Consider the following 22660-nt stretch of genomic DNA (forward strand, 5'->3'; position numbering starts at 1 on the left):
CGGTCGGACCCGGGTAGCGGTCTGGCCTGTCGAGGGCTGAAAGCCTGGTCTCAGGTGGTTCGGCCCCCAATGACCCAACGGTCACCGGCGCTGAGTATATCACTGCACCCGGCCATTACTACGGTACTCGTGTGACGGCTTTGCGGTGCCCGGGGTGGTCGCGCGGATTCAGGCAAGCGTCATGATTTCCCCGGAAAACCCTTCAGCCCTTGTACAGCGGGGCCTGCGGCAAGCTGTCGCAGTGGTCTGAAGGCGATGTGCCCGGTTCGGTCGCTCAAGGGATTTCGACTAAAGGCGCATCCCCATCACGGCAGCGTTTCTCACGGCTATATAGATGCACGTCCCGAGAGGGGAGCGGCAAAAAAAAAGCCGGTCAACCCTGAACGGATTGACCGGCTTTTCGAATCTCGCGCTTGAACGGTCCGGCTCAGGCGTGATTGTTACGCTATGCCCGCTGCTTCTCTTCCTGTCTCTGGTGTTGAGTGACGGCTTCATGGGCAGCAGCGGGGACCTGCGCAATGATCCCCACGGCGTGAAGACCTTTTGGACCCTGGATGATCTCGAACTGGACCGGCTGTCCGGCCTTCAGCGTTTTATAGCCGTCCATAGCGATCGCCGAGTAATGAGCGAACAGGTCTTCAGACTTGCCGTCTTCAACGATGAAGCCATACCCCTTGGCGTTGTTGAACCACTTGACCTTACCGCTGTGCATAGTCACATCCCTCTGCAAAGGACTCCGATGGGAGTATCATCACCTCTCATCCGCCGGACCTAAAAAATTTTGGTTGACTGCGCGGACCCTTTTTACCCAATGTGGGTTCTATTGTTTGTAACACCGATTGGCCGATAGTCAAGGTCAAGCGGCGGTCCAGTTGAAAACCGGTATCACCGCCACCACTTATTTCAATCACGTCCTCTGTGAACCTTCTTTACCATGCATGCATTCAGCAAGATTCGACTAACATTCAATCAGGATGACCCGCAGCCCCATGAGGACGATGCGTCGGGCATCGCTGTACAAGAAGCCAAGCCGACATTGCAGGTGCCGCCTATGTATAAGGTGGTTTTATTCAATGATGACTACACCCCGATGGATTTCGTTGTCGAAGTGCTCGAGGTGTTTTTCAACCTGAATCGTGAGCTGGCGACCAAGGTCATGCTGGCCGTCCATACAGAGGGACGGGCCGTTTGCGGATTGTTTACCCGCGACATCGCCGAGACCAAGGCTATGCAGGTCAACCAGTACGCCAGGGAAAGCCAGCATCCGCTACTCTGTGAAATCGAGAAGGACGGTTAACCGCCGGACACTTGGGTATGAGGTGAAGCTATGTTAAACCGTGAGCTCGAAGTCACCCTCAATCTGGCTTTCAAGGAGGCCCGCTCGAAACGTCATGAGTTCATGACCGTCGAGCACCTCCTGCTGGCCTTATTGGACAATGAGGCTGCCGCCACCGTACTGCGTGCCTGCGGCGCAAACCTCGACAAACTCAAACACGACCTCCAGGAGTTCATCGACTCCACCACGCCGCTGATTCCCGTCCACGACGAGGATCGCGAGACCCAACCTACACTCGGCTTCCAGCGCGTTCTACAGCGTGCGGTTTTTCATGTGCAGAGTTCCGGCAAGCGGGAAGTCACGGGCGCAAACGTGCTGGTGGCGATTTTCAGCGAGCAGGAAAGCCAGGCAGTGTTTCTGCTCAAGCAGCAGAGCGTTGCCCGTATCGATGTCGTCAACTACATCGCCCACGGCATTTCGAAAGTGCCCGGGCATGGCGATCAATCTGAAGGTGAGCAAGATATGCAGGATGACGAGGGCGGTGAGTCTTCTTCCTCAGGCAATCCTCTGGATGCCTATGCGAGCAACCTGAATGAGCTGGCCCGTCAAGGCCGCATCGATCCGCTGGTAGGGCGCGAGATGGAAGTCGAGCGCGTCGCTCAGATTCTCGCGCGGCGTCGCAAGAACAACCCGCTGCTGGTGGGCGAGGCCGGGGTGGGTAAAACCGCCATTGCCGAAGGCCTGGCCAAACGCATCGTCGACAACCAGGTGCCGGATCTGCTTGCCAACAGCGTCGTCTACTCCCTCGACCTGGGTGCACTGCTGGCCGGTACCAAGTACCGTGGCGATTTCGAGAAGCGCTTCAAGGCGTTGCTCGGCGAGTTGAAGAAACGTCCGCACGCGATCCTGTTCATCGACGAAATCCACACCATCATTGGTGCGGGCGCTGCGTCAGGTGGCGTGATGGACGCTTCCAACCTGCTCAAGCCGCTGCTGTCTTCGGGTGATATCCGTTGCATCGGCTCGACCACGTTCCAGGAATTCCGCGGCATCTTCGAGAAAGACCGTGCGCTGGCCCGCCGCTTCCAGAAAGTCGACGTGTCCGAGCCCTCCGTCGAAGACACCATCGGCATTCTGCGTGGCCTGAAAGGTCGTTTCGAACAGCATCACAATATCGAATACAGCGACGAAGCCCTGCGTGCCGCTGCCGAGCTGGCATCGCGCTACATCAATGATCGTCATATGCCCGACAAGGCCATTGACGTGATTGACGAGGCCGGCGCCTATCAGCGGCTGCAGCCTGTGGAAATGCGCGTCAAGCGCATTGAAGTGCCACAGGTCGAAGACATCGTGGCGAAGATCGCGCGGATTCCGCCAAAACACGTCAACAGCTCCGACAAGGAGTTGCTGCGTAACCTGGAGCGCGACCTGAAGCTGACCGTGTTCGGTCAGGATGCCGCCATCGACTCGCTGTCGACCGCGATCAAGCTGTCCCGTGCCGGCCTCAAGTCGCCGGACAAGCCTGTCGGTTCGTTCCTGTTCGCAGGTCCCACCGGTGTCGGCAAGACCGAGGCTGCGCGTCAGTTGGCCAAGGCGCTGGGTATCGAGCTGGTGCGTTTCGACATGTCCGAGTACATGGAGCGTCACACCGTATCGCGTCTGATCGGTGCGCCGCCGGGCTATGTCGGTTTTGATCAGGGCGGCCTGCTCACTGAAGCCGTCACCAAGCAACCGCATTGCGTGCTGCTGCTCGATGAAATCGAGAAGGCGCACCCGGAAGTCTTCAACCTGCTGCTGCAGGTGATGGACCACGGGACGCTGACCGACAACAACGGACGCAAGGCTGACTTCCGCAATGTGATCGTGATCATGACCACCAACGCCGGTGCTGAAACGGCGGCGCGTGCTTCGATCGGTTTCACCCATCAGGATCACTCCTCTGATGCGATGGAAGTGATCAAGAAGAGCTTTACGCCGGAATTCCGCAACCGTCTGGACACCATCATTCAATTCGGTCGCCTCAGCCATGAGGTTATCAAGAGCGTGGTGGACAAGTTCCTTACCGAGCTTCAGGCGCAGCTGGAAGACAAGCGCGTACTGCTGGAAGTGACCGAAGCGGCGAGAGGTTATCTGGCCGAAGGTGGTTACGACGCGGCGATGGGCGCACGTCCGATGGCACGACTGATCCAGGACAAGATCAAGCGTCCGCTGGCCGAGGAAATCCTCTTTGGCGAGTTGTCCGAGCATGGCGGTGTGGTACACATCGACTTCAAGGACGGCGAGATCACGTTCGATTACGAGACCACGGCTGAAATGGCCTGAGGTTTTGGCTATCGCAATAACCCTCAAAGGCGCCGAAAGGCGCCTTTTTTGTGTCTGGCTGGCTCGGGACTAAACCCGCGCACACAAAAACGCCCGGCATGTGCCGGGCGTTTTTGTTAAGACCTGTTAGCGGGCGCGGTAAGTGATGCGACCTTTGCTCAAGTCGTAGGGCGTCAGCTCAACGCGGACCTTGTCGCCGGTAAGAATGCGGATGTAGTTCTTGCGCATCTTGCCGGAGATGTGCGCGGTTACGACGTGCCCATTTTCCAACTCCACACGGAACATGGTGTTGGGCAGGGTGTCGACGACAGTGCCTTCCATTTCGAAGCTGTCTTCTTTCGACATGCAGTAAAGCCCTCGGTATCCAATGAATGGCCCGGTGCAAACGGCAGCCAGGCAAAAGCGGGCTGCATTGTGCCCGAAAACTGAGGTTTAAGCCAAGGGCTTCAGTAAAGAGTGACCCATCTTTGATTGGTGAGCAGTTCGATGGGGCGATATTGGGTCTTGTAATTCATCTTTTTGCAGTTCTTTATCCAGTAGCCGAGGTATACCGCGTGCAATTGCATGCGTGCGGCTTCGGCGATCTGCCAGAGAATCGCGTACCGCCCAAGGCTGCGGCGCTCCTCCGATGGCTCGTAGAAGGTGTAAACGGCAGAAAGACCGTTGGGCAGCAGGTCGGTGACGGCCACGGCGAGCAGTCGGCCTTCCAGACGGAATTCGTAAAAACGCGAAAACGGCAGGTCCCGGACCAGGAAGGTGGAAAACTGGTCGCGGCTCGGCGGAAACATATCCCCATCGGCATGGCGCTGTTCGATGTAGCGCTGATACAGATCGAAGTACTCCTCACTGAAATGCGGCTTAGTGCTCGTCACTTCGAGGTCGGCGTTCCTTTTGAAAATACGTTTTTGCTGACGATCGGGCACGAACAGTCCCACAGGAATGCGCGCAGGCACACAAGCGCTGCAGTTCTGGCAGTGCGGACGGTAAAGATGATCGCCACTTCGGCGAAACCCCATGTCCGAGAGATCGGCATAGACCTGGACATCCATTGGCTGGCTGGGGTCGAGAAACAGCGTAGTGGCTTGTTCCTCGGGCAGGTAGCTACAGGAGTGGGGTTGAGTGGCATAGAACTTCAGCCGCGCCAGCTCGGTCATGATCAACCCTCGAGAAAAACTGTAGACATGAGTGTATGCCAGGCCAATCAAACTCGCCTAGGTGACCAATCGGCTGAATGGCTCCCGTCGAGGTGTTTGTGCAGATAGTCGGCGAAGGTCTGGCGCGCAATCGAGCGCGCGCCAAGGCTTAGCAGGTGCTGGGTAGGCATCTGGCAATCAATGAGAACAAAACCCGATTCTTTCAGGTATTCGACCAACGTTGCGAAACCGACCTTGGAAGCGTTGTCGGCGCGGCTGAACATCGATTCGCCGAAGAACAGCTGGCCCATTGCCAATCCGTACAGGCCGCCCACCAGCGCGTCGCCGTCCCGGACTTCGACGCTGTGGGCGAAGCCGCGGGCGTGCAGTTCAATGTAGGCTGCCTGCATGGAGCCGGTGATCCACGTGCCGTCGGCGTAGGCCCGGGGTTCGGCGCACGCTTGAATGACCGCCGCGAAATCCTGGTCGAAGGTGACCCGATAACGCCCCTGACGCAGCAACTTGCCCAGGCTGCGGGATACATGCAGCTCTTCCGGAAACAGCACGGTGCGCGGGTCCGGCGACCACCAGAGAATAGGCTGGCCCTGCTGATACCATGGAAAGCAGCCATGCCGGTACGCAGCGATCAGGCGATCAGCGGACAAATCGCCGCCGCCGGCGAGCAGTCCGTTGGGCTCGCGCATGGCTTTTTCCAGCGGAGGGAAATCGAAGGTGTCGCGTTGTAACCAGGTCAGCATGGCATCCAGACTTTACGAGAGGGGAGGGGAGTCAACGCGGTGTGCAACTCCGTAGTGCAAATGCGGTCACAAGCCGCTTGATCGCGCCTGGAAACTGGAACAGTTGGCTTTTTCATCCAGGCATGGCCTTTTGATAGTTCAAGCGAGTCGCAAAAACCCGTCATAAGCCTTTGTCGGCAAAGAAAATGCGTGCTCAAATTGTCAGCGGCCGGCGAAGCTTGAACATCTGCAAGCACCGCGCCAGACTAACGTAGCGCGCGGCGCGCAAATCCGTACAATGCCGATGTTGTTTAACCTCATTTCAAGTCACCTGTCGAGCGTGCGTTATCGCAGGCGCGGTTTTCCCTGTTGCCAGGATGCTCTTCTGGCCGATGTTCGGGAAAGCCACTGCCATTTCGCCCAGGCAGTCGTACACAGTCAATCATCAGATGTTCGCGCTTGCGCGCAGGAATTGAAGCGTTTTGAAGAAATCCACCATAGCACCCACCCCCGTTCCGCTCTGGCGGCAGCACCTGCACTACCGGCTCAAGGAAGGTGCACTGATCGCGTTCGGCGCGCTGTGTCTGTATCTGATCATGGCGCTGTTGACCTACGATCAGGCCGATCCGGGCTGGAGCCACACAAGCAGCTCGAGCAATTCGGCGCAGATCCAGAACGCCGCAGGCTTCGCCGGTGCTTATTCTGCCGACATCCTGTTCATGATCCTCGGCTACTTCGCCTACATCTTCCCGTTGCTGCTGGGCGTCAAGGCCTATCAGGTGTTCCGCCAGCGCCATGAGCCATGGCAATGGAGCGGCTGGCTGTTTTCCTGGCGCATGATCGGGCTGGTGTTTCTCGTGCTGGCGGGCGCTTCGCTGGCGCACTTGCACTTTCATTCGGCGTCGGGCCTGCCGGGTTCGGCCGGTGGCGTGCTGGGCGAAGTGCTGGGCGATCTGGCCAAGCGTGCGCTGAATGTTCAGGGCAGCACGCTGCTGTTCATCGCCTTGTTTCTGTTCGGCCTGACCGTGTTCACCGATCTGTCCTGGTTCAAGGTGATGGACAACACCGGCAAGATCACCCTGGATCTGATCGAACTCTTCACCGGCTCCCTCAATCGCTGGTGGGCCGCCCGCAATGAGCGCAAGCAGATGGTGGCTCAGTTGCGTGAAGTCGACATGCGTGTCGACGAAGTGGTCGCGCCGGTGGCCCCGGATCGACGTGAGCAGGCCAAGGCCAAAGAACGCCTCATCGAGCGCGAGCAGGCGCTGACTGAGCACATGGTCGCCCGTGAGAAGCACGTGCCCGCGGTCATCGCCCCGGCACCGCCACGCGCGCCTGAGCCGAGCAAGCGCGTGCAGAAAGAGAAGCAGGCGCCGTTGTTCGTCGACAGCGCCGTGGAAGGCACTTTGCCGCCCATCTCGATCCTCGATCCGGCCGAGAAAAAGCAGCTCAACTATTCGCCTGAATCGCTGGCGGCGGTGGGCCATTTGCTGGAGATCAAGCTCAAGGAATTCGGCGTCGAGGTCACGGTAGATTCGATCCATCCCGGCCCGGTCATTACCCGTTACGAAATCCAGCCGGCTGCCGGCGTGAAAGTCAGCCGTATCTCGAACCTGGCCAAAGACCTTGCGCGTTCCCTGGCAGTGACCAGCGTCCGTGTGGTCGAGGTCATTCCCGGCAAGACCACCGTCGGTATCGAAATTCCCAACGAAGATCGCCAGATCGTGCGCTTCTCCGAGGTCCTGTCGACGCCGGAATACGATGACGCGAAATCGCCGGTCACCCTGGCGCTGGGTCACGACATTGGCGGCAAACCGGTCATCACCGACCTCGCCAAGATGCCGCACCTGCTGGTCGCCGGTACCACCGGTTCCGGTAAGTCGGTGGGCGTGAACGCCATGATCCTGTCGATCCTGTTCAAGTCCGGCCCGGAAGACGCCAAGCTGATCATGATCGACCCGAAAATGCTCGAGCTGTCGATCTACGAAGGCATCCCGCATTTGCTGTGTCCGGTGGTGACCGACATGAAGGACGCCGCCAACGCCTTGCGCTGGTCGGTGGCTGAAATGGAACGCCGCTACAAACTGATGGCCAAGATGGGCGTGCGTAACCTGTCGGGCTTCAACCAGAAGGTGCGTGAAGCGGAGGAGGCCGGCACGCCGCTGTCCGATCCGCTGTACCACCGCGAAAGCATTCACGACGAAGCGCCGCTGCTGACCAAGCTGCCGACCATCGTTGTGGTGGTTGACGAATTCGCGGACATGATGATGATCGTCGGCAAGAAGGTCGAAGAACTCATCGCCCGTATCGCCCAGAAGGCCCGTGCCGCAGGTATCCACCTGATCCTCGCGACCCAGCGACCGTCGGTGGACGTGATCACCGGTCTGATCAAGGCCAACATCCCGACGCGCATGGCGTTCCAGGTGTCGAGCAAGATCGACTCCCGGACCATCATCGACCAGGGTGGCGCCGAACAACTGCTCGGTCACGGCGACATGCTCTACATGCCGCCGGGCACCAGCCTGCCGATTCGTGTGCACGGCGCGTTCGTCTCGGACGAAGAAGTTCACCGCGTGGTTGAGGCGTGGAAGCTGCGGGGTACGCCGAACTACAACGACGACATCCTGGCCGGCGTTGAAGAGCCGGGCAGCGGCTTCGACGGTGGCGGTGGCGGCGGTGATGGCGAAGACAGCGAAAGCGATGCGCTGTACGACGAAGCGGTCAAGTTCGTACTGGAAAGCCGTCGCGCGTCGATCTCTGCGGTACAGCGCAAGCTGAAGATTGGCTACAACCGCGCCGCGCGGATGATCGAAACCATGGAAAACGCCGGCGTCGTAACACCCATGAACACCAACGGCTCGCGCGAAGTGATTGCGCCAGCCCCTGTGCGTGACTGACACTTCCCGGTCACGCGTTACCGAGCGTCGCCATCGCGACGGCGCCCGGCTTCAACCACACTCAAAGAGGAATCCCATGCGTCTTATCCGCATGCTGTTGGTATCTGCACTGGCTTTTTCTGCTGTCTCGGCCCACGCCGACAGCAAGGACGTGGCACGCCTGACCCAACTGCTGGAAAACTCGAAAACCCTGAGCGGGCGCTTCTCCCAGCTCACCCTCGACGGTGGCGGCACGCAGTTGCAGGAAACCTCCGGTCAAATGACTTTGCAGCGCCCGGGCCTGTTCTACTGGCACACCGACGCGCCGCAAGAGCAACTGATGGTGTCCGATGGCAAGAAGGTTTCCCTGTGGGACCCTGACCTGGAGCAGGTCACCATCAAGACCCTCGACCAGCGCCTGACCCAGACCCCGGCGCTGCTGCTGTCCGGCGACGTGTCGAAAATCAGCGAGAGCTTCGACATCAGTGCCAAGGAGGCGGGCGGCGTGATCGACTTCGTGCTCAAGCCCAAGTCTCGGGACACCCTGTTCGACAGCCTGCGCCTGTCCTTTCGCAACGGCATGATCAACGACATGCAACTGATCGACAGTGTCGGCCAGCGCACCAATATCCTGTTCACCGGCGTCAAGGCCAACGAGCCTGTCGCCGCGAGCAAATTCCAGTTCCAGATCCCGAAGGGCGCTGACGTCATTCAGGAATAAAAGGGGTTCGCCTGTTTCATGGACCTGTTCAGCACTGAACCGATCGCGCAACCGTTGGCCGCGCGCCTGCGAGCGACCAATCTGGACGAGTACGTCGGCCAGCAGCACCTGCTCGCCCACGGCAAGCCCCTGCGTGAAGCGCTTGAGCAGGGTGCGCTGCATTCGATGATTTTCTGGGGACCGCCCGGCGTGGGCAAAACCACGCTGGCGCGGTTGCTGGCGAAAGTCTCCGACGCGCATTTTGAAACGGTGTCGGCGGTGCTGGCGGGGGTCAAAGAGATCCGCCAGGCGGTGGAGGTCGCCAAGCAGCAGGCGGGTCAGTACGGCCGCCGCACCATTCTGTTCGTCGACGAAGTGCACCGTTTCAACAAGTCCCAGCAGGATGCGTTTCTGCCCTACGTGGAAGACGGCACGCTGATCTTCATCGGCGCCACCACCGAAAACCCTTCTTTCGAACTCAACAACGCGCTGTTGTCTCGCGCCCGGGTCTATGTGCTCAAGAGCCTGGACGAAGGGGCGCTGCGCCAGTTGGTAAACCGCGCGCTGAACGAAGAACGCGGGCTGGGCAATCGCCATCTGACCTTGGGCGACGAGGCGTTCAAGACGCTTCTGGCTGCAGCGGATGGCGACGGCCGGCGGATGCTCAATCTGCTGGAGAACGCCTCGGACCTGGCGGAAGACGGCAGCGAAATCGATCCCGAGTTGCTGCAAAGCCTGCTGGGTGACAGTCGCCGTCGCTTCGACAAGGGTGGCGAAGCGTTCTACGACCAGATTTCCGCGCTGCACAAATCCATTCGCGGCTCCAACCCCGACGCCGCGCTGTACTGGTTCGCGCGAATGATCGACGGTGGCTGTGATCCGTTATACCTGGCGCGGCGCGTGGTGCGCATGGCCAGCGAAGACATCGGTAACGCCGATCCGCGCGCCTTGCCGCTGTGCATGTCGGCGTGGGATGTGCAGGAACGCCTCGGCAGCCCGGAAGGCGAGTTGGCCGTCGCCCAGGCCATCGTGTATCTGGCTTGCGCGCCGAAGAGCAACGCCGTGTACATGGGTTTCAAAATGGCCATGCGCGAAGCCACCGAGCACGGTTCGCTGGAAGTGCCCTTGCACCTGCGCAACGCGCCGACCAAGCTGATGAAACAGCTCGGCTACGGCGAAGAGTACCGCTACGCCCATGATGAGCCGGATGCCTACGCGGCCGGCGAAGACTACTTCCCCGACGAACTCGAACCGCGTCAGTATTATCAGCCGGTCCCCCGCGGCCTTGAGCTGAAGATCGGCGAAAAACTCAAACACCTGTCGGCGCTCGACCGCGCCAGCCCTCGTCAACGGAGAAAATAGTGATTCAGTTGATTCTTGCCGTGTCCGCCGGTGGCGTCGCTGGTACATTACTGCGTTTCGCCACGGCTAACGTCGTGGCCGCGAACTGGCCGCGCTACTTTTACACAGCAACGCTGGCGGTGAATCTGGTCGGCTGCCTGCTGATCGGTCTGCTCTACGGGCTGTTTCTGATTCGCCCGGAAGTCCCGATCGAGTTGCGCGCCGGATTGATGGTGGGATTCCTCGGTGGTTTGACGACGTTTTCGTCTTTCTCACTAGACACGATTCGTCTGCTTGAGAGCGGCCAGGCTCCTCTGGCCATTGGCTACGCCCTCATCAGCGTACTGGGCGGGCTGCTCGCAACGTGGGCTGGCCTGTCTTTGACCCGAATTTAATATACGAGAGACCGATATGCTCGACTCCAAACTGTTACGTACCCAACTTCAGGACGTAGCGGATCGCCTGGCTTCCCGTGGCTTCACACTGGACGTGGCCCGCATCGAAGCGCTGGAAGCCCAGCGCAAGACGGTGCAGACCCGCACCGAACAGCTTCAGGCCGAGCGTAACGCCCGTTCCAAATCCATCGGTCAGGCCAAGCAGCGCGGCGAAGACATCGCGCCGCTGATGGCTGACATCGATCGCATGGCCGAAGAGCTGACCACCGGCAAGAAAGAACTGGACGCCATTCAGTCCGAGCTCGATGCCATGGCCCTGAGCATGCCGAACCTGCCCCACGAATCGGTGCCGGTGGGCGCTGACGAAGAACAAAACGTCGAAGTGCGTACCTGGGGCACACCGGCTTCATTCGACTTCGCGGTTCAGGACCATGTCGCCCTGGGCGAGAAGTTCGGCTGGCTGGACTTCGAAACCGCCGCCAAGCTGTCCGGGGCCCGTTTCGCGTTGTTGCGTGGCCCGATTGCGCGCCTGCACCGTGCGTTGGCACAGTTCATGATCACGCTGCACATCAATGAGCATGGTTACGAAGAGACCTACACGCCGTATCTGGTCCAGGCGCCCGCATTGCAGGGCACCGGCCAGCTGCCGAAATTCGAAGAAGACCTGTTCAGGATCTCCCGCGAAGGCGAGGCCGATCTGTACCTGATCCCGACCGCCGAAGTGTCGCTGACCAACATCGTCTCTGGCGAAATCATCGACGCCAAGCAGCTGCCGCTGAAGTTCGTCGCCCACACCCCGTGCTTCCGCAGCGAAGCCGGCGCGTCGGGTCGCGATACCCGCGGCATGATCCGTCAGCACCAGTTCGACAAGGTCGAGATGGTGCAGATCGTCGAGCCGGAAAAATCCATGGAAGCGCTGGAGAGCCTGACCGGTCACGCCGAACGCGTTCTGCAACTGCTCGAATTGCCGTACCGCGTACTGGCGTTGTGCACAGGCGACATGGGTTTCAGTGCGGTGAAAACCTACGATCTGGAAGTGTGGATTCCAAGCCAGGACAAATACCGTGAAATCTCGTCGTGCTCCAACTGCGGCGACTTCCAGGCGCGTCGCATGCAGGCGCGCTGGCGCAACCCGGAAACCGGCAAGCCGGAACTGGTTCACACGCTGAACGGTTCGGGCCTCGCGGTGGGTCGCACGCTGGTGGCGGTGCTGGAAAACTACCAGCAGGCCGACGGCTCGATCCGCGTGCCGGACGTTCTCAAGCCATGGATGGGCGGCATCGAGGTGATCGGCTAAATGGAATTTCTGCCGCTGTTCCATAACCTTCGGGGCGCTCAAGTGCTGGTGGTCGGCGGCGGCGAGATTGCCCTGCGCAAGTCTCGCTTGCTGGCTGAGGCCGGGGCGGTGCTGCGCGTGGTTGCCCCCGAGATCGGAGCGGAAGTGCGCGAGCTGATCGAGCGCAGCGGAGGGGAACAAATTCTGCGCGGCTACACCGAGTCGGACCTCAACGGCTGCGTGCTGATCATCGCTGCCACCGACGACGAGCCGCTCAATGCGCAGGTGTCTGCCGATGCACGCCAGCGCGGCGTGCCGGTCAACGTGGTGGATGCGCCTGCGCTGTGCAGCGTGATCTTCCCGGCGATCGTCGACCGGTCGCCGCTGGTGATCGCGGTGTCCAGCGGTGGCGATGCGCCGGTGCTGGCGCGTCTGATCCGCGCCAAGCTGGAAACCTGGATTCCGCCCACTTACGGGCATCTGGCCGGTCTGGCCGCGCGCTTTCGTCATCAGGTGAAAGGGCTGTTTCCCAACGTTCAGCAGCGTCGGGCGTTCTGGGAGGATGTATTCCAGGGGCCCATCGCTGACCGGCAGCTGGCCGGACAGGGCGCCGAAGCCGAGCGGTTGCTGCGAGCGAAGATCGACGGCGAGGCGCCGCCCACGACCGGTGAGGTGTACCTCGTCGGCGCGGGGCCGGGCGATCCTGATCTGCTGACCTTTCGCGCACTGCGTCTGATGCAGCAGGCGGACGTTGTGCTTTACGACCGCCTAGTAGCGCCGGCGATCCTGGACTTGTGCCGCCGCGACGCTGACCGGGTCTACGTCGGCAAGCAGCGCGCCGACCACGCCTTGCCCCAGGATCAGATCAACCAGCAGTTGGTGGACCTGGCCAAGCAGGGCAAACGCGTGGTGCGCCTCAAGGGCGGCGATCCGTTCATCTTCGGCCGTGGCGGCGAAGAAATCGAAGAGCTGGCCGCCCATGGCATTCCGTTCCAGGTCGTGCCGGGCATCACGGCGGCCAGTGGTTGCGCGGCCTACGCCGGTATTCCGCTGACCCATCGCGATCACGCGCAGTCCGTGCGTTTCGTGACCGGCCACCTGAAGAACGGCTCTACCGACCTGCCGTGGAAGGATCTGGTGTCGCCATCGCAGACGTTGGTACTCTACATGGGCCTGATCGGGCTGCCGGTTATTTGCGAGCAGTTGATCCGGCACGGCCGGTCGGCCGATACGCCGGCTGCGCTGATCCAGCAGGGCACCACGGTTAACCAGCGCGTCTTCACCGGCACGCTGGCCAATCTGCCGCAGTTGGTTGCCGAGCACGAAGTCCATGCGCCGACGCTGGTGATTGTGGGGGAAGTGGTGAAGCTGCGGGAGAAGCTGGCATGGTTCGAAGGGGCTCAGGCGAGCGTCTGATTCCACCGCAGTCTTTCAAAGGTTCTGCGGTGGAGAGCCAGGCGGGGTTTCAGTGTTAACTGAAACCCTTCAGCCGTTCTGCAAGATCCCTTTTCCGTTCAAACGCCCGCGATCATGCTCGCCGCTGAAGTCCTGCTGCGGCCCTTTTGGCACGATACCGGTCGGGTTGATGGTGGCGTGGCTCCCGTAGTAGTGATGCTTGATGTGCACGAAGTCCACCGTCTCGGCAACACCCGGCAACTGATACATCTCGCGCACCCAGTTGCTCAGGTTCGGGTAGTCGGCAATGCGTCGCAGGTTGCACTTGAAGTGCCCGTGGTACACCGCGTCAAAGCGAATCAGCGTGGTGAACAGGCGCACGTCCGCTTCAGTCAGGTACTCGCCCGCCAGATAGCGTTTCTCGCGGAGCAGCGTTTCCAGTGCATCCAGCTCGGCGAACACTCCATCGAAAGCCTCTTCGTACGCACCTTGCGACGTCGCGAATCCGGCGCGATAGACGCCGTTGTTCACGGCCGGGTAAATCCGGTCGTTCAGCCGGTCGATCTCGTTGCGCAGCGGCTCTGGATAGAGATCCAGGTGATTGCCGGTCAGTTCGTCGAACGCCGAATTGAACATCCGGATGATTTCCGACGACTCATTGCTGACAATGCGATTCAGCTGCGTGTCCCACAGCACCGGTACCGTAACCCGACCGGTGTAATCGGCGGTGTCGGCGAGGTAGCGCTGGTACATAAAGGTATGGCCATCCAGCGCATCGCCGGTAGAACCGGTCTGCTTGTCGAATGTCCAGCCGTTCTCGCGCATCAGCCAACTGACCACCGAGACGTCGATCAGGCTTTCCAGCCCTTTGAGCTTGCGCACGATCAACGTGCGATGGGCCCACGGGCAGGCTAGGGAAACGTACAAATGGTAGCGGCCGGCCTCCGCCTTGAAGCCGCCTTCACCGGACGGGCCGGGGCTGCCATCAGCAGTCACCCAGTTCCGGCGCTTGGCTTGCTCGCGCTGAAACGCGCCGTCTTTGCTGCTTTCGTACCACTGGTCTTGCCAGCGTCCTTCAACGAGAAGGCCCATGCCTGACTCCAAATTGAGCTGTACCGAAGTACGTTGGAGATCAGTCTAAAGGCAATCGTTCGAACGAATGGCGCAAAGACTGGGGAGTAGCTATCGGCTAAATCGATCTGTTCCGGTTTGCCCAATACTGCTCCGCCTGGGCGAAGGCTTCAGCCCGCGGCATCCCGAGGCCCCGCAGTGCCAGCGCCATGGTTGCGATCAGCGCCAGCTGCGGGTAGCTGTCCTCGATATCGCCTTTCCAGATCGCGACCAGATGCAGCGGGTCGAGGGTGGCAGGCTTCACGTGGCGACGATCCGACAATGCCGGCCATTCCTCATCCCACGGCTGGCCATCGGTGGTGCCGTACAAATGGCTGATGGTGTCGGGATTGATCTCGACCTCACCACCGTCGCCCTTGATCACGATGGCGTGGTCGCCGAGCAGGCTGCTGGCGTCGCGGTGCACGCCCTGATAGCCAGGATGGAAAATACTCTGCAGCCCGCACCGCGCGCCCAGTGGGTTGAGGATGCGCGCCAGCGAATGGATCGGCGAGCGCAGCCCCAGCGTGTTGCGCAGATCGATCATGCGCTGAAGCTGCGGCGCCCAGTCGCCGAGGGGGAAGAACGCAATGTTCTGCTGCTCCAGCGCTTCACCCACCGCTTGCCAGTTGCGACACAGCGGAATCCCCAACAACTCTAGCAACTGCTCGCTGTACAACCGGCCGGCGGTATGGGCGCCGCCGCCGTGCATCAATACGCGCACGCCGTTCTGCGCCAGGCACTTGGCCGCCAACAGATACCACGGCAGGTGACGCTTCTTGCCGGCGTAGGTCGGCCAGTCGATATCGACCGTCAGTTCCGGCGCATGCAGACGCTCGCGCACCGCTTCGGTGAAGCCTGCGAGTTCATCCGGGCTCTCTTCCTTGTGCCGCAGCAGCATCAGGAAAGCGCCGAGCTGGGTGTCTTCGACTTTTTCATCGAGCACCATGCCCATGGCTTCCCGGGCTTCGGCGCGGGTCATGTTGCGCGCACCACGCTTGCCCTTGCCGAGAATACGAACGAAGGGCGCGAAGGGATGCTCGGCAGGGGTTTCGGTGACGAGGGGGGTGAAGTCAGTCATAGGCAATTGGTCGGCTTGGGCAGGCCCGCCAGCTTGGCGGCAAGTTTGGCGGGAGTGCCGTTGAACAGACGATTCAGGTGCAAGCTGTTGCCTTTGTCGGCGCCCAGTTTCAGCGCGGTGTACTTGACCAGCGGCCGTGTGGCCGGGGTCAGCTGAAATTCTGCATAGAACGCGCGCAGCAATTCGAGAACTTCCCAATGCTCCGGCGTCAGGGCGATGTCTGCCTCAAGGGCCAAGGCTTCAGCGACCTCGCTGGACCAGTCGTGCAGGTCCTCTAGATAGCCGTCTTTGTCCAGCTGAATATCGCGCCCGTCGACGATGAGCTGTTTCATAGCCAGGTGTTGACCTTGTCGTAGTGCACCGAGAGCGTCACGAAGCCGGCATAGTCGACGCTTTGTGCCCAGTCAGGCAGCACGATGTGTCGAGCGGTGGCGTCTTCATCGAGCACGAACACCTTCAGGCTGCCGGTTTTCGCGTTCAGCGACTGGGCGGCAGCGGTGTCTGCGCGCAACGCATAGGTCGCGTCGCCGCAGAGCAGGATCGCGTCTTCGCTTCCTAGCACGCGCAGGCAACTGCTCAGGCGCGAGTCGGTGAAAGGGGAATGAGAGAGTACGTGCAGGGTAGCCATCAGATCGTAATCACTTGGTCGTAACGGTCAATGAGCGCGGCGATCTGCGGGTCGTCCAGCACCCGAAGCGGTTCGACGCTTAACCCGGTTGGCGGCATCCCGCGCTGATTCAGGCTGGTGCGGCAGGCGAACAGGTCTTCCACGCCGAACATCGACAACGCCTGCAGGTTGGCGCTCAGGTCTTTCTGCTGCACCTGGCTGGCGTTCTGCGCCGTGGCCAACTGAAGCACACCGTCGTCCATGAACAGCATGGCGACCGGCAGATCGAACGCGCCGCCGGCCAGGGCAATGTCCAAGGCCTCGCGGGCATCCGGACCCGACCAGGGCGCCTGACGGCTGATGATCAATAACGACTTCGCCACGTTACGGCCCTCCAAAACAGATCAAGCGATCGGCCGTCTGTACTGCGTCGTGCAGCTGACCCAGCCCCGACAATTCCCACGGTGCCGACAGGTTTGCCGCAGGTCGCGAATACCGCTCCGCCTCTTCAGCATTCAACACCCCCCGGCGCAGGGCCGCTGCAATGCAGACCACGCCGTCCAGCTGGTGGGTGGTGACAAAATCACGCCATTGCGCGGCGGTGTCCGACTCGTCCTGGGGCGACACCACATTGCTGGACGCGCTGTGCACGCCGTCCTGATAGAAGAACAGGCGCACGATTTCATGGCCCTGCGCCAAAGCCGCTTTGGCGAACAGCAATGCACGCCGGGAGGAGGGCGCGTGGGCGGGCGAATGCAGGGCAATGGCGAACTTCATGGGCGGCTCGGTCGGGCGCTGACAGGGAACATGGGCGCAATGATAAAGAATTCACGAACGCCGGACAGCAAAAAGCCCGCAGAAGCGGGCTTTTTGTTAAAGCGGGCAAACGGATCAGTCTTTGCTGCCCATGATGCCGAAGATCTGCAACAGGCTGATGAACAGGTTGTAGATCGATACATACAGGCTGATGGTCGCCATGATGTAGTTGCGTTCACCGCCGTGGATGATCGCGCTGGTCTGGAACAGAATGCAGACCGACGAGAACAGCACGAAGCCGGCGCTGATCGCCAGTTGCAGGCCGCTGATCTGGAAGAACATGCTGGCTACTACGGCCCCGAGCAACACGAAAAAGCCTGCGGTGATGAAGCCGCCGAGGAAGCTCATGTCCTTGCGCGTGATCAGCACATAGGCCGACAGACCACCGAAGACCAGGGCCGTCATCGCGAACGCGGAGGCAACGACTTCAGCGCCGCCCTGCATGCCGATGTAGCGGTTGAGAATCGGGCCGAGGATGAACCCCATGAAGCCCGTCAGCGCGAACGCCGAGACCAGACCCCACGCCGAATCGCGCAATTTGTTGGTGAGGAAAAACAGACCGTAGAAGCCGATCAGCACAACGAAGACGTTCGGGTAACGGAAGTTCATCTGTTGGGAGACGAACGCCATGACGCCGCTGAAGGCGAGGGTGAGGGCCAGAAGGCCGTAAGTGTTGCCCAGGACGCGGCTAACCTCTAGCTGCTCGACCTGCACGCGGTTGTTGACTGCGTAATCCTGTTCGCGCATGGCGCTACTCCTGGTGGTGAAAACGAAGGGTTTGAAACCTCAAGTTGCAAAGATCATAACAGAGGCGAGGCAGCGCGCTAGCCGGAGAGTTTGACAGCTTGTTTCATTACGGTATTATGGCGCCCGCAAAGCGACGGAGGGGTGGAAACCTTCGACGCCAAATGCTTCGGGGAATTGGCAGAGTGGTTGAATGCACCGGTCTTGAAAACCGGCGAACGTTAATAGCGTTTCTAGGGTTCGAATCCCTAGTTCCCCGCCAAACACAGTAAGAAGCCCTGCATATGCGGGGCTTTTTTCGTTTTCGGGGTCTGGTTTTCGCTGGGCTGCATTTGATCTTCATCTTTCGGATCATCCTGCCCGGCTTGCATGAGCATTAGCAAAGGCTAACCATGTGACTGATAGCAGACCGTAATTTACTGTATGCTAACCGGAAGCGATGATGGGACATGGACATTAACAAGCTTAGAGCCGACGCCCTGAAAGCCCTGATGGCCGGGGCCTCCCAGAAAGATTTCGCCAATAGGCACGGCCTTGATGCGTCGTATCTGTCCCAGATTCTTAACGGGCACAGAAACCTCGGCGAGAAAGCTGCTGCGAATTTGGAAGAGAAGATCGGCCTTCCTTCGGGAAGCCTGGTCAGCCCTGCTGCGTCCGAGACTTCCGCGACAGCAGTGAAGGCCGGGCTTTCGGCACTGGAACAGCTCAAGCAGTCCCTCGCCAAGGTGAAAGGCTTTTCAAATGAGGCGCGGGACCGGATTGTGGCGGCGGCTGCCGACCCGGATGACCAGAGCACAGACGTGCTTCCGGCCAATTACGCCGCGCTTCGTCCTACCCAGGAAGAGATTGTCATTCGCCAGTACGACATACGTGCAGCGATGGGTCACGGACAAGTGCCGCCTGATTACAATGAGGTAGTGCGCAACTTGGTTGTCAGAGAGGAGATTCTTCGCGAGAAAGGTGTGACCTACACCTCGAAGACAGCTCTGGCCATGATCAGTGGCTGGGGTCAGAGCATGGAAGGAACCATCAACGATAAAGACTTGGTGATCGTCGATAAAGGCGTGCAGGACTTCATCGGTGAGGGCATCTACGTACTGACTTGGCACCAAGAGCTGTACATCAAGCGCGTGATGCGACTGGACGAAGAGAATTACAGGCTTATTTCAGACAATCAGCATTATGAGAACCAGACGGCAAGGATCGACGACGTGACGATCCATGCTAAGGTTTTATTGATCTGGAACGCAAGGAAGGCCTAGTTGCGCTGACCGATCTGGCCGGCTAGTGACCGGCACAGGCGGTTTGTTGAAGCTACAGACGCCCGCTTATCAAGCGGGCTTTTTTGTGCACTCAGAAAGGCGCGGTTTCCTCCAGTGCTTCGAATTCGTCCCGCACTTGGACGCGGGGATCTTCATCTGACGGCGCTTCCCACTTCAGCGTGACCGAACTGTCTTCATCGTTGAAAACCATCTCTATCCCATCCACTTCCGCAATAGCCCCCATCACTTCGTCCCACTCTCGCTCGCCGTCGGTCTCCAGCTTATGGATCGTGACCCACATCTGATCCTGGGCGATCGGGTGGTTGATCATGCCCGCCACCCTTAGGTTCAGGCGCTCCAGGCCGGACATGGGCTCGCGCTCTTGAGACTTTTTCTTCTCTGGTAGGGACATCAGTTTCTCCTTGATTACTGTATATGCGTACAGTTCTCGTAAGCATAACGGCAGTCAGCTGTTTGCAAAACCCCTGTCAGAAATATCGACCTGCCTCGAGCGACCAGCACCCATTACAGGTACGGAAATAATTTAGCATTAGCTATTGACGTTAAATTTAGCGCTTGCTAACTTACATCCATCGCAGCGACATACCGCAGCGATACATGACTGGTGAAGCCGCCAGATAGCCAGTGACCAGCGAAGTGGTCTCCCAGCCCCGACAAGGGACCGACTGGATCAAAGCTCTTTAGCAGGACGGAATCACCGATTTCGCTGGCTGGCCTTGGCAACAGGGCCAGACGGGAAATCAACGAAGAAAGAGAGGGCAGTCAGGCGGGTGCACTAACACCCACAGGGATCGCCAGATCGCAGGCTGTACCTGCAAACCAGCCGAGGCCCTTACTCTCCGCGCGAGCGGGGCGGAGCCTGGCAGAATCCAAAAGGCTTCGCGGAATGTTGAAAGATTGCAGATGTGGAAAGTGCAAAAGACTTCTCGCCCGTATCGGTGAGATGACGGAGCTCCAGATCAAGTGTTCCCGGTGCGGGACGTTGAATCATGTGAGGGCCACGTGCCCCGAGCTATCGCCTCTGAGCGACATGAATGCGGAATTCTCCGCTAAAAATCATTCGACTCAAGGTAATCAAAATGTCCAATAGCAGCTCAGTAATCGCCCAGCTCAAAAACATTCCTCTGGTAGGAATCAACCTGGGCTCGGTCGCCAATGCGGGTCAAATCCTTCCAGGTTCGGCCGGCACTCATTATCAATGGCCCACTCGGGACACCATCACTCACTGGGTGAAGAACCTCGGTGTGCGCCTTATCCGTTTTCCGTTCGAACTGCAGCGCGCCATTGAGCTGTCGACAATCGACGGTCTGCCAGGTCAAGGCGCGAACTTGAAGCAGGAGTTCGTGGACAAGTGGAAGGTAATGCTGAAGGCGATCAGCGATGACTCTAACGGTGAAGCCAGGATCATCCCCGATCCGCATCACTACATGCGCCTGCATCGCTACCAGACCGATGCGAACGGCCAACTGACCGGCAAGCTTTACCCCAGTAAAGAGGCGGGCAATCAAGACGGCTGGAAAATTACGGAGCAGGTTCTGATCCAGGAGGGTAACTCCGCCGGTGGTGGCTCCTGGAGTGCGGTCCACTTGGCGAACTTCCACCAGAAGTTGGTTGTTGCGTGCGACGACCCCATGGTGCTTGGTTGGGGGCTCGGCAACGAACCCTACGCGAGTAACAGTGCTGGCGCGAAAGATAACATCACAGCGCCTGCGTTGGAGACGCTTTACATCAACACGATGAATACCGTGCTGAAGGCGCTGCGCAACAGCTCCAAAAAGCCAGTCTTCATCTGTGGCCTGCAATACGCTAGCGCCAAGGACTGGGCGACTGCCTCGATCAATCTACAGTCCAAAATTGTGGACCCGGCAAATTCCATTGTTTGGGAAGCGCACGCCTATGCTGACGTCGATGGCGGATCGAGCGGTGCCTACAACGGCGACAACACCCAAATTTCGCCAACGGCGCTGCGCGACCAAATCGTGGGTCCGTTTCTGACTTACGCCAAAGCCAACAAGATGGCAGCATTCATCGGCGAGACTGGCATTCCACCAACGGATGCTGGCCGCACCGCGCTGAAGAATCTGCTCGACAAAGCCAAGGCTGAGAAAATACCCGTCACCCTATGGGTCGCGGGTCCGGGCACTGACGGCGAGAAGATGAGCCTTGAAGCGAGTAACCAGGCGGCAACGGTTACGATGGTGAAGCCATACTTCGCTGAGCGCATCACTCAGTGGGGTTACGCGCAAGCGTAGGTCTGGCTGGCAGAGCCTGAGCCTCCCATTCCGGGAGGCTTTCCTTCCCATTCTTTCAGCGACCGCGGGTGTGAACACCCGATCCGGAACGCTACTTAACAGTACCCGCGCTGCTCCGACGGGCAGCGTGAACGACATGCACTTATTCAGAGCCTCGGCATTTGCCGGGGCTTTTTCGTATTCAGCCCCGCCACATTCATCGCTCCAAGTAGGGATTGCCGAGGGGCTGGCCCATTCCCGAGCCCGAGGGGGCGGACTGTCGGAGGTCGACGAAGATGCCGGAAAAAACACCTGACTTCTGGGCGCACGTCTGGCTGATCATCACGACGCCGCTCTGGCAGGGAGCGATCATGGCCGCCGCCACTTCTCTGTTGCGCGTGCTCTATGAAGGCAAAGAAGCCAACAAATGGCGCGTCGTGCTTGAGGCGCTGATCTGTGGTGCGTTGAGCCTGTCAGCCAGCAGCGTCATCGAATGGATGGCCTGGCCGTCGAGTCTGTCCGTCGCCGCCGGCGGCACCATAGGGTTCATCGGCGTGACGGCGATCCGCGAGCTGATCATCCGGTTCCTCGGACGCAAGGCGGATTCGTTATGAGCCTTGGGGCCATTGTCGCCGTAGCCAAAGCGGGTTCCACATTGCGAGCCATTGCAGCCGCCGTGGTCATTGCAATCGTGCTGGGACTGCTGATTGCGCTCCAGCAGATTCGCGTTGTCAGTCTGCAGGGCGCCATCGCCCTCGAGCGTGACGCGCGGCAGACCGCCCCCAAAAGCACATCCGGTCGTCTAGCCCGCCGCTGAGCGGGTTTTTTGTCTGGAGAATAGCCATGACCGTCACTGATAGAGATCGCGACGTGCTCGCCCGCACGCTGTATGGCGAAGCTCGTGGGGAAGGGCTTGCCGGAATGCTGGCCGTGGCCTGGACGATCCGCAACCGCGTGAACGATGGACAAGAAAGGTCATGGTGGGGCGAGGGCTATGCCGGGGTGTGCCAGAAGCCCTATCAGTTCAGTTGCTGGAACAAGGGCGACCCGAACTATCCGTCCGTGAGCGGCGCGCGACAGATTCCGTTCCGCGAGTTGGCGCAGTGCCAAATCGCTGCCGACCAGGTAATCAACGGGAACGTGCCAGACCCCACCGGCGGGGCGACTCACTATTACGCGACCATTTTGTCGAGGGCTCCGGCGTGGGCAGCCAGCGCCAAGCCGACTCTGAAACTCGGGAGCCACATGTTTTTCAAGGACGTGTCGTGATCTGCGGCACATCGTTCAGCAAGTTGTTAGGCCGCGCTCGTCTGCAAGCGCCCGGTCCTTCAGCGTAT

The 22660-nt window shown here is 59.8% G+C and carries 26 protein-coding genes and 1 tRNA gene; 15 read left to right on the forward strand and 12 right to left on the reverse strand.

The window, feature by feature from the left end; translation table 11 throughout:
• Positions 1-445 precede the first annotated feature (445 nt).
• A complete protein-coding gene (gene cspD, locus SLW75_RS22370; protein ID WP_410935465.1) occupies positions 446-712 on the reverse strand; it encodes a cold shock domain-containing protein CspD in 267 nt (88 codons plus the stop codon).
• Between the two features lie 222 nt (positions 713-934).
• On the opposite strand from cspD, the gene clpS reads away from it, so the two are divergent.
• On the forward strand, positions 935-1297 hold the full coding sequence (gene clpS / locus SLW75_RS22375; protein WP_065989146.1) for an ATP-dependent Clp protease adapter ClpS: 363 nt from the start codon (positions 935-937) through the stop codon (positions 1295-1297).
• A gap of 30 nt (positions 1298-1327) precedes the next feature.
• Positions 1328-3598: an ATP-dependent Clp protease ATP-binding subunit ClpA gene (gene clpA / locus SLW75_RS22380; RefSeq protein WP_065989148.1), complete on the forward strand. Its 2271-nt coding sequence runs from the start codon at positions 1328-1330 to the stop codon at positions 3596-3598.
• A gap of 126 nt (positions 3599-3724) precedes the next feature.
• On the opposite strand, the gene infA is transcribed toward clpA, so the two are convergent.
• The 3 genes from infA to aat all read right to left on the reverse strand — a co-directional run bounded on the left by infA (position 3725) and on the right by aat (position 5489).
• On the reverse strand, positions 3725-3943 hold the full coding sequence (gene infA, locus SLW75_RS22385; RefSeq protein WP_002553999.1) for a translation initiation factor IF-1: 219 nt from the start codon (positions 3941-3943) through the stop codon (positions 3725-3727).
• Between the two features lie 101 nt (positions 3944-4044).
• Positions 4045-4752: an arginyltransferase gene (locus tag SLW75_RS22390; RefSeq protein ID WP_065989154.1), complete on the reverse strand. Its 708-nt coding sequence runs from the start codon at positions 4750-4752 to the stop codon at positions 4045-4047.
• 47 nt (positions 4753-4799) lie between these two features.
• A complete protein-coding gene (gene aat, locus SLW75_RS22395; RefSeq protein WP_410935466.1) occupies positions 4800-5489 on the reverse strand; it encodes a leucyl/phenylalanyl-tRNA--protein transferase in 690 nt (229 codons plus the stop codon).
• Between the two features lie 461 nt (positions 5490-5950).
• Between aat and SLW75_RS22400 the strand changes: the two genes are divergently transcribed.
• The 6 genes from SLW75_RS22400 (at position 5951) to cysG (ending at position 13472) form a co-directional block, all read left to right on the forward strand.
• Positions 5951-8365: a DNA translocase FtsK gene (locus SLW75_RS22400; RefSeq protein WP_065989157.1), complete on the forward strand. Its 2415-nt coding sequence runs from the start codon at positions 5951-5953 to the stop codon at positions 8363-8365.
• A 76-nt stretch (positions 8366-8441) separates the two neighbouring features.
• The gene (gene lolA, locus SLW75_RS22405) at positions 8442-9065 is read left to right on the forward strand and encodes an outer membrane lipoprotein chaperone LolA (RefSeq protein WP_065989159.1); all 624 of its coding nucleotides are present in this window, start codon (positions 8442-8444) and stop codon (positions 9063-9065) included.
• Positions 9066-9083: 18 nt separating this feature from the next.
• Positions 9084-10406 carry a replication-associated recombination protein A gene (locus SLW75_RS22410; protein WP_065989161.1) on the forward strand — a complete coding sequence of 441 codons (1323 nt, stop codon included), beginning with the start codon at positions 9084-9086 and terminating at the stop codon, positions 10404-10406.
• A complete protein-coding gene (gene crcB / locus SLW75_RS22415; RefSeq protein WP_065989163.1) occupies positions 10406-10780 on the forward strand; it encodes a fluoride efflux transporter CrcB in 375 nt (124 codons plus the stop codon). Before SLW75_RS22410 ends, crcB begins: the two co-directional genes overlap by 1 nt.
• A 16-nt stretch (positions 10781-10796) precedes the next feature.
• Positions 10797-12077 carry a serine--tRNA ligase gene (gene serS, locus SLW75_RS22420; RefSeq protein ID WP_410935467.1) on the forward strand — a complete coding sequence of 427 codons (1281 nt, stop codon included), beginning with the start codon at positions 10797-10799 and terminating at the stop codon, positions 12075-12077.
• Positions 12078-13472, forward strand: coding sequence for a siroheme synthase CysG (cysG, locus tag SLW75_RS22425; protein ID WP_410935468.1), 1395 nt, complete (start codon positions 12078-12080; stop codon positions 13470-13472).
• A gap of 69 nt (positions 13473-13541) precedes the next feature.
• Here cysG and SLW75_RS22430 read toward each other — a convergent pair whose 3' ends face one another.
• The 7 genes from SLW75_RS22430 to SLW75_RS22460 form a co-directional block, all read right to left on the reverse strand.
• Positions 13542-14543 carry a glutathione S-transferase family protein gene (locus SLW75_RS22430; RefSeq protein ID WP_410935469.1) on the reverse strand — a complete coding sequence of 334 codons (1002 nt, stop codon included), beginning with the start codon at positions 14541-14543 and terminating at the stop codon, positions 13542-13544.
• A 97-nt stretch (positions 14544-14640) separates the two neighbouring features.
• Positions 14641-15642, reverse strand: a complete 1002-nt coding sequence (locus SLW75_RS22435; RefSeq protein ID WP_410935470.1) for a glycosyl transferase family protein — start codon at positions 15640-15642, stop codon at positions 14641-14643.
• Positions 15639-15974, reverse strand: a complete 336-nt coding sequence (locus tag SLW75_RS22440; protein ID WP_410935471.1) for a TusE/DsrC/DsvC family sulfur relay protein — start codon at positions 15972-15974, stop codon at positions 15639-15641. The genes SLW75_RS22435 and SLW75_RS22440 overlap by 4 nt, the downstream gene beginning before the upstream one ends.
• The gene (gene tusB, locus SLW75_RS22445; RefSeq protein ID WP_410935472.1) at positions 15971-16270 is read right to left on the reverse strand and encodes a sulfurtransferase complex subunit TusB; all 300 of its coding nucleotides are present in this window, start codon (positions 16268-16270) and stop codon (positions 15971-15973) included. The genes SLW75_RS22440 and tusB overlap by 4 nt, the downstream gene beginning before the upstream one ends.
• Positions 16270-16632: a sulfurtransferase complex subunit TusC gene (tusC, locus tag SLW75_RS22450; RefSeq protein ID WP_192134566.1), complete on the reverse strand. Its 363-nt coding sequence runs from the start codon at positions 16630-16632 to the stop codon at positions 16270-16272. The genes tusB and tusC overlap by 1 nt, the downstream gene beginning before the upstream one ends.
• A gap of 1 nt (position 16633) precedes the next feature.
• Positions 16634-17026: a sulfurtransferase complex subunit TusD gene (tusD, locus tag SLW75_RS22455; protein ID WP_410935473.1), complete on the reverse strand. Its 393-nt coding sequence runs from the start codon at positions 17024-17026 to the stop codon at positions 16634-16636.
• 114 nt (positions 17027-17140) lie between these two features.
• Positions 17141-17812: a Bax inhibitor-1/YccA family protein gene (locus SLW75_RS22460; RefSeq protein WP_410935474.1), complete on the reverse strand. Its 672-nt coding sequence runs from the start codon at positions 17810-17812 to the stop codon at positions 17141-17143.
• A 168-nt stretch (positions 17813-17980) separates the two neighbouring features.
• Between SLW75_RS22460 and SLW75_RS22465 the strand changes: the two genes are divergently transcribed.
• Both SLW75_RS22465 and SLW75_RS22470 read left to right on the forward strand, forming a co-directional pair.
• Positions 17981-18071: transfer RNA gene (locus SLW75_RS22465), tRNA-Ser, on the forward strand.
• Positions 18072-18258: 187 nt separating this feature from the next.
• Positions 18259-19071, forward strand: coding sequence for an XRE family transcriptional regulator (locus SLW75_RS22470; RefSeq protein ID WP_192134562.1), 813 nt, complete (start codon positions 18259-18261; stop codon positions 19069-19071).
• Between the two features lie 91 nt (positions 19072-19162).
• Here the strand turns inward: SLW75_RS22470 and SLW75_RS22475 are convergent, their stop codons facing one another.
• Positions 19163-19483, reverse strand: a complete 321-nt coding sequence (locus SLW75_RS22475; protein ID WP_410935475.1) for a DUF1654 domain-containing protein — start codon at positions 19481-19483, stop codon at positions 19163-19165.
• A 495-nt stretch (positions 19484-19978) separates the two neighbouring features.
• On the opposite strand from SLW75_RS22475, the gene SLW75_RS22480 reads away from it, so the two are divergent.
• From SLW75_RS22480 to SLW75_RS22500, 5 genes are all read left to right on the forward strand, one after another.
• A complete protein-coding gene (locus SLW75_RS22480; RefSeq protein WP_192134558.1) occupies positions 19979-20182 on the forward strand; it encodes a Com family DNA-binding transcriptional regulator in 204 nt (67 codons plus the stop codon).
• Positions 20172-21344: a cellulase family glycosylhydrolase gene (locus SLW75_RS22485; RefSeq protein WP_410935476.1), complete on the forward strand. Its 1173-nt coding sequence runs from the start codon at positions 20172-20174 to the stop codon at positions 21342-21344. Before SLW75_RS22480 ends, SLW75_RS22485 begins: the two co-directional genes overlap by 11 nt.
• 275 nt (positions 21345-21619) lie before the next feature.
• Positions 21620-21937 carry a phage holin, lambda family gene (locus tag SLW75_RS22490; protein WP_410935477.1) on the forward strand — a complete coding sequence of 106 codons (318 nt, stop codon included), beginning with the start codon at positions 21620-21622 and terminating at the stop codon, positions 21935-21937.
• The gene (locus tag SLW75_RS22495) at positions 21934-22140 is read left to right on the forward strand and encodes a hypothetical protein (protein WP_410935478.1); all 207 of its coding nucleotides are present in this window, start codon (positions 21934-21936) and stop codon (positions 22138-22140) included. Before SLW75_RS22490 ends, SLW75_RS22495 begins: the two co-directional genes overlap by 4 nt.
• A 26-nt stretch (positions 22141-22166) precedes the next feature.
• The gene (locus tag SLW75_RS22500; RefSeq protein ID WP_410935479.1) at positions 22167-22592 is read left to right on the forward strand and encodes a cell wall hydrolase; all 426 of its coding nucleotides are present in this window, start codon (positions 22167-22169) and stop codon (positions 22590-22592) included.
• Positions 22593-22660 lie beyond the last annotated feature (68 nt).

This window comes from Pseudomonas sp. W5-01 (assembly GCF_046540435.1).
GTDB classification, from domain to species: Bacteria; Pseudomonadota; Gammaproteobacteria; order Pseudomonadales; family Pseudomonadaceae; genus Aquipseudomonas; species Aquipseudomonas graminis_B.